The organism is Streptomyces racemochromogenes (assembly GCF_044129415.1).
GTDB classification, from domain to species: Bacteria; Actinomycetota; Actinomycetes; order Streptomycetales; family Streptomycetaceae; genus Streptomyces; species Streptomyces racemochromogenes_A.
This window is the reverse complement of sequence record NZ_JBBDHD010000239.1, coordinates 1-4,978: the sequence shown is the minus strand read 5'-3', so window position 1 is coordinate 4,978 and position 4,978 is coordinate 1. Positions and strand designations below refer to the sequence as shown.

The following is a 4,978-nucleotide window of genomic DNA, read 5'->3' as shown; positions in this document are numbered from 1 at the left end:
CCCCGCGAGAGCTCTCGCGGGGCGCGCCGTCCGTGCGCGGGCGGGTCGGGTCAGGCGACCAGGGCCGCCAGCCGGCGCAGTGACTCGTTCAGCGCGGCGGTCGCCGAGTCCTTGAGCTTGCCGGCCATCAGGGAGACCGCGGCGCCGGTGAACTCCCCGTCGATGCGGACCTTCGTGGCCGTGCCGTCGGCGGTCAGGGTGTACCGGGTCAGGACGGCGACCCCCATCGGGCCCTTGCCGGTGATCGCGAAGAGGCGCTGGTCCTCCAGCTCGGAGACGGTCCACAGGACCTCGGCCGGGAACCCCATCATCTTCATGTTCTCGGTGAAGGTGGCGCCGACCGCGAGGGTCTCGGGGCCGCCCTTCGGGAAGTCGGTGTGCGTCATGCTCCACTGCCCGTACGCGCCCCAGTCGGTCAGCTGGGCCCAGAGCTTCGCGGCGGGCGCCTCGATGCGTGATTCCGCGGTGACCTCGGCCATGCGTCCACCCCTTCTCGTCGGGTTCGTGCGGCGGAACGTAGCCCCGGGGGTCGGAACATTCAATACTGATGACCTGTCAGAAACCGGAGGTGCCGGCGCCTTCGGTATCGGGTCCGTCTCAACAGGTGTCACTCTGGTGACGCTCCTGACGCGCCCTGTCATGATGGCCCGATGCAAGCGTCAGGGAAGAACGCCGGACTGGGCCTCGCCCTCGTCTCGGCGTGTGCGTTCGGTGGTTCCGGTGTCGCGGCGAAGCCGCTGATCGAGGCAGGTCTGGACCCGCTCCACATGGTGTGGCTGCGGGTGGCGGGGGCGGCCCTGGTGCTGTCCCCCCTGGCCTGGCGGCACCGCGGCCTGGTGCGGCGGCGGCCCCTGCTGCTCGCCGGCTTCGGGCTGGTCGCCGTCGCGGGCGTGCAGGCCTTCTACTTCGCCTCCCTCTCGCGGATCCCGGTCGGCGTGGCCCTGCTGCTGGAATACCTGGGCCCGGCGCTGCTGCTCGGCTGGATCCGGTTCGTGCAGCGCAAGCCGGTGACCCGGGCGGCCGCGGCCGGGGCGGCGGTGGCCGTCGTGGGGCTGGCCTGCGTGGTCGAGATCTGGGCCGGGCTGAGCCTCGACCCCCTCGGGGTGCTCCTCGGCCTCGCCGCCGCCTGCTGCCAGGCCTTCTACTTCGTCTTCGCGGACCAGGGCACGGACGGCGAGGACGTGCCCGACCCGATGGGCGTGATCGCGCACGGCATGATCGTCGGCGCGCTGGTGATGACCGTGCTGGCCCGCCCCTGGCAGATGGACTGGCAGGTGCTGGGCGGGGACGCGGCGCTCGGGGACCTGCGCGTGCCCGCCCTGGTGCTGCTCGGCTGGGTGGTGCTGGTCGCCACCGTGGCCGCGTACCTGACCGGCGTGGTCTCGGTGCGGATGCTCTCGCCGCAGATCGCGGGCGTCGTGGCCAACCTGGAGGCCGTCGTCGCCACCGTGCTGGCCTGGGTGCTGCTGCACGAGCACCTCTCGACCTGGCAGATGGCCGGCGGGGCGCTGGTGCTGGGCGGCGCCTTCATCGCGCAGTCCTCGCGCCCGGCCCCGGTGGTGGCGGCGGAATCGGTCCTGCCGCAGGTCGCGGCCGAGCCCGACGCCGAGCCCGAGAGGACGAGGGCGTAGGGGCGCCGGGTCCGGTTCGATCCGGAACGCCCTGGTCCGAGAGGCGGACAGGGCGTAGGGTGCTCGGCATGTACGACACCGTGCTTTCGCCGCCGGCCGCCTAGCGCGGGCGGCCGCCGCCGAAACGAGAGACCAGCCACGGGGGTTCCCGGGCCGGTCCGTGCTGCCCGCGAAGCGATGACCCGCAGTCCTCATCCTTCACGCAAGCGCGGAGAAACACGTGTCGAACCATTCGCCCGCCACCGGGCGCAGCCTGCTCTGCCTCGTCGTCGCCGGAATCGCCTGGGGCACCGCCGGGGCGGCGGCCTCCCTCCTCTTCCTGGCCAGTGATCTCGGTCCGCTCGCCCTGTCCTTCTGGCGCTGCGCCGGCGGGCTGGCGGTGCTGCTGGCGGTCATGGCCGTACGCCGTCCCGGGCGGGCGGCGCGGGGCCGCCGGCCCTCGGTGGTCTCGCTGATCGGGACCGGTCTGATGTTCACCCTGTTCCAGGCCGCCTACTTCGGGGCCGTCCGCGAGACCGGCCTGGCCGTCGGCACCGTGGTCACCCTGGGGGCGGGGCCCGTGCTGATCGCGCTGGGCGCGCGGTACTGGATGGGCGAGCGGCTGGGCGGGGGCGGGCTGGCCGCCGTCGGTGGTGCCCTCGGCGGGCTCGCCGTCCTGGTGCTGGGCTCCGGGGGCGGTGAGGTGAGACCGCTGGGGGTCGGCTGGGCCCTGCTGTCGGCCGCCGGGTACGCGGGGATGACCCTGCGGGCGCGGTGGCTCGGGCGGCGCGGGGCGGGCGGGGACCCGCTGGTGACCACCGCCTGGTCGGTGGGCGTGGGCACGGTGTGCCTGCTGCCGCTCGCCGCGGTGGAGGGACTGCTGCCGCACACCGCCGAGCCGGCGCGGGTGCTCGGGCTGCTGGTGTACGTCGCCGTGGTGCCGACGGCCCTGGCCTACGCCCTGTACTTCACCGGGGCGGCGGCGGTGCGTGCCGCGACGGTGTCGGTGATCATGCTGATCGAGCCGGTGAGCGCGGCCGCCATCGCCGTCGGGGTGCTGGGGGAGCGGCTGACCGGCGCCGTCGTGCTGGGCACCGTACTGCTGCTGGCCGCGGTGGGCGCGCTGATCGCGGCCGAGGCGCGCAGGTCCGCGGGCGGGTCGGACCGGCCCGCGGACCGGCCCGCCCGTGAGGCTCAGAGCGCGCTGACGTAGTCCGGGACGGCGATCCCGGGGGCCAGGCCGGCGGCCGGGACGGGGGTCCCGTACGCCGGCGCCACCGGGACCACGCCCGACCAGAAGGGCAGCTCCAGGTCCTCGGCGTCGTCGTTCGGGCCGCCCGTGCGGATCTTGGCGGAGACCTCGTTCAGGTCCAGCCGGATCACCGCCGTCGCCGCGAGCTCCTTGGTGTTGGCGGGCCGGGAGTCGGCCGAGCGGCCGGGGACGACGTGGTCGACGAGGGCGTCCAGGGCCATTCGGCGTTCCGCCTCGTCGGTGACCTCGTACGCCGTGCCGTGGACGACAACGGAGCGGTAGTTGATCGAGTGGTGGAAGGCCGACTTGGCCAGCACCAGCCCGTCCACGTGCGTCACCGTCAGGCAGACCGGCAGGCCCGGGTCCTGCTGCCCGGCGGCCAGCAGCGGGCGCGAGCCGGTGGAGCCGTGCACGTACAGGGTCTCGCCCACGCGGCCGAACAGCGTCGGCAGGACCACCGGCGCGCCGTCGCGGACGAAGCCCAGGTGGCAGAGGTAGGTCTGGTCGAGTATCGCGTGCACCGTCTCGCGGTCGTAGCGGGCCCGCTCGCGGGAGCGGCTCGGGACGGTGCGCTCGGTCGGCTCGTAGGCGGCGGGGATGACGCTCATGATGCGGACTCCGTTGTACTAGTGCATAATTGTCTTTGTGCTAGGAGAATATACGATCAGTGGGCGCCGCGCATCGGACATCGCGGCCAGCATCGAGGAGGGCGTCGGATCGGGCGCCCTCGCGCCCGGCGCGCTGCTGCCGCCGATGCGCGAGCTGGCGGGCGAGCTGGGGGTGAACCCCAACACCGTGGCGGCCGCCTACCGGTCCCTGCGCGAGCGCGGGGTCATCGAGACCGACGGGCGGCGCGGCAGCCGGGTGCGCGGGCGGCCCGCCAGCGCACCCCGCGACGCGCTCCCCCCGGAGGTGCCCGAAGGGGTGCGGGACCTCACCCACGGCAACCCGGACCTCGCGCTGCTGCCCTCGCTGGAAGGGCCGCTGGCCGCCGCGGCCCGCCGGTACGCGCAGGCCCCCACCCTGTACGGGGACGACCCGGTCCTCCCCGACCTCGCCCGCCTCGCCCGCGCGGACTTCGAGGCCGACGGGGTCCCGGCCGGGGCCCTGGCGGTGACGTCGGGAGCGCTGGACGGCATCGAGCGGGTGCTGGCCGCCCACCTGAGGCCGGGGGACGCCGTGGCGGTCGAGGACCCGGGCTGGGGCAGCGTGCTGGACCTGGTCCCGGCGCTGGGCCTGCGCGTACTGCCGGTGGCTGTCGACGACGAGGGTCCGCGGCCGGAGGCGGTGGCCGCCGCGCTCGGAGCGGGGGCCCGGGCCCTGGTGGTGACGGCCCGCGCGCAGAACCCGACCGGGGCGGCGGTCGGCCCGGAGCGGGCGGCGCGGCTGCGGGAGCTGCTGGCCGGCCGGCCCGAGGTGCTGCTCATCGAGGACGACCACGGCAACGGCATCGTGGACCTGCCGCTCTGCCCGCTCGGCGGCGCCACCCGGCACTGGGCGCTGATCCGCTCCACCGCCAAGGCGTACGGCCCCGACCTGCGGGTCGCCGTGCTGACGGGCGACACCGTGACGATGGACCGGGTGCGCGGCCGGCAGCGGCTGGGCCCCGGCTGGGTCAGCCGGCTGCTCCAGGACACGGTGGCCGGGCTGTGGAGCGCCGGCGCGGTGGACCGGGCGGCGGTGGCCCGTTCGTACGGGCTGCGGCGTGACGGGCTCGTCGAGGCGCTGGCCGAGCGGGGGGTGGCGGCGCACGGGCGCAGCGGGATGAACGTGTGGGTGCCGGTGGCCGACGAGACGGCGGTGGTGACGCGGCTGCTGACGGCGGGCTGGGCGGTGCGGCCGGGTGCCGTCTACCGCGTGGAGGCCGGGCCCGGGGTGCGGATCACGGTGTCCACCCTGCACCGGCGGGACGTGGAACCCCTGGCCGACGCCCTGGCGGCGGCGGTCCGCCCGGCGACCGGCGCCCGCTTCGACTGAGCGCGCCCGGGGAACGGCCCCGGCCCCCCCCCCCCGCCCCGCGCGGGGGGGGGGGGCGGGGCGGGGGGGGGGGCGCGGGCGGCGGGTCCAGATAAAATAACAACAAATAACTAATAACTAAATATATTTTCTTTGTTGT

At 75.1% G+C, this 4,978-nt stretch carries 5 protein-coding genes; 3 read left to right on the top strand and 2 right to left on the bottom strand.

All coding sequences use genetic code 11. The features are described 5' to 3' along the window. Nucleotides 1-50 precede the first annotated feature (50 nt). Nucleotides 51-479, bottom strand: a complete 429-nt coding sequence (locus tag WDV06_RS36165) for a type II toxin-antitoxin system Rv0910 family toxin (RefSeq protein WP_045948990.1) — start codon at nt 477-479, stop codon at nt 51-53. A 171-nt stretch (nt 480-650) separates the two neighbouring features. Here WDV06_RS36165 and WDV06_RS36160 point away from each other — a divergent pair, with 171 nt between their 5' ends. Both WDV06_RS36160 and WDV06_RS36155 read left to right on the top strand, forming a co-directional pair. Continuing rightward, on the top strand, nt 651-1,631 hold the full coding sequence (locus WDV06_RS36160) for an EamA family transporter (protein WP_395514049.1): 981 nt from the start codon (nt 651-653) through the stop codon (nt 1,629-1,631). 220 nt (nt 1,632-1,851) lie between these two features. Next, nucleotides 1,852-2,823, top strand: a complete 972-nt coding sequence (locus WDV06_RS36155) for a DMT family transporter (RefSeq protein WP_395514048.1) — start codon at nt 1,852-1,854, stop codon at nt 2,821-2,823. Here the strand turns inward: WDV06_RS36155 and WDV06_RS36150 are convergent. Next, the gene (locus WDV06_RS36150; protein WP_395514047.1) at nt 2,805-3,470 is read right to left on the bottom strand and encodes a pyridoxamine 5'-phosphate oxidase family protein; all 666 of its coding nucleotides are present in this window, start codon (nt 3,468-3,470) and stop codon (nt 2,805-2,807) included. The two genes, WDV06_RS36155 and WDV06_RS36150, sit on opposite strands and share 19 nt — an antisense overlap. 37 nt (nt 3,471-3,507) lie before the next feature. On the opposite strand from WDV06_RS36150, the gene WDV06_RS36145 reads away from it, so the two are divergent. Continuing rightward, nucleotides 3,508-4,839, top strand: coding sequence for an aminotransferase class I/II-fold pyridoxal phosphate-dependent enzyme (locus WDV06_RS36145; protein ID WP_395514046.1), 1,332 nt, complete (start codon nt 3,508-3,510; stop codon nt 4,837-4,839). The last annotated feature ends 139 nt before the right edge of the window (nt 4,840-4,978 follow it).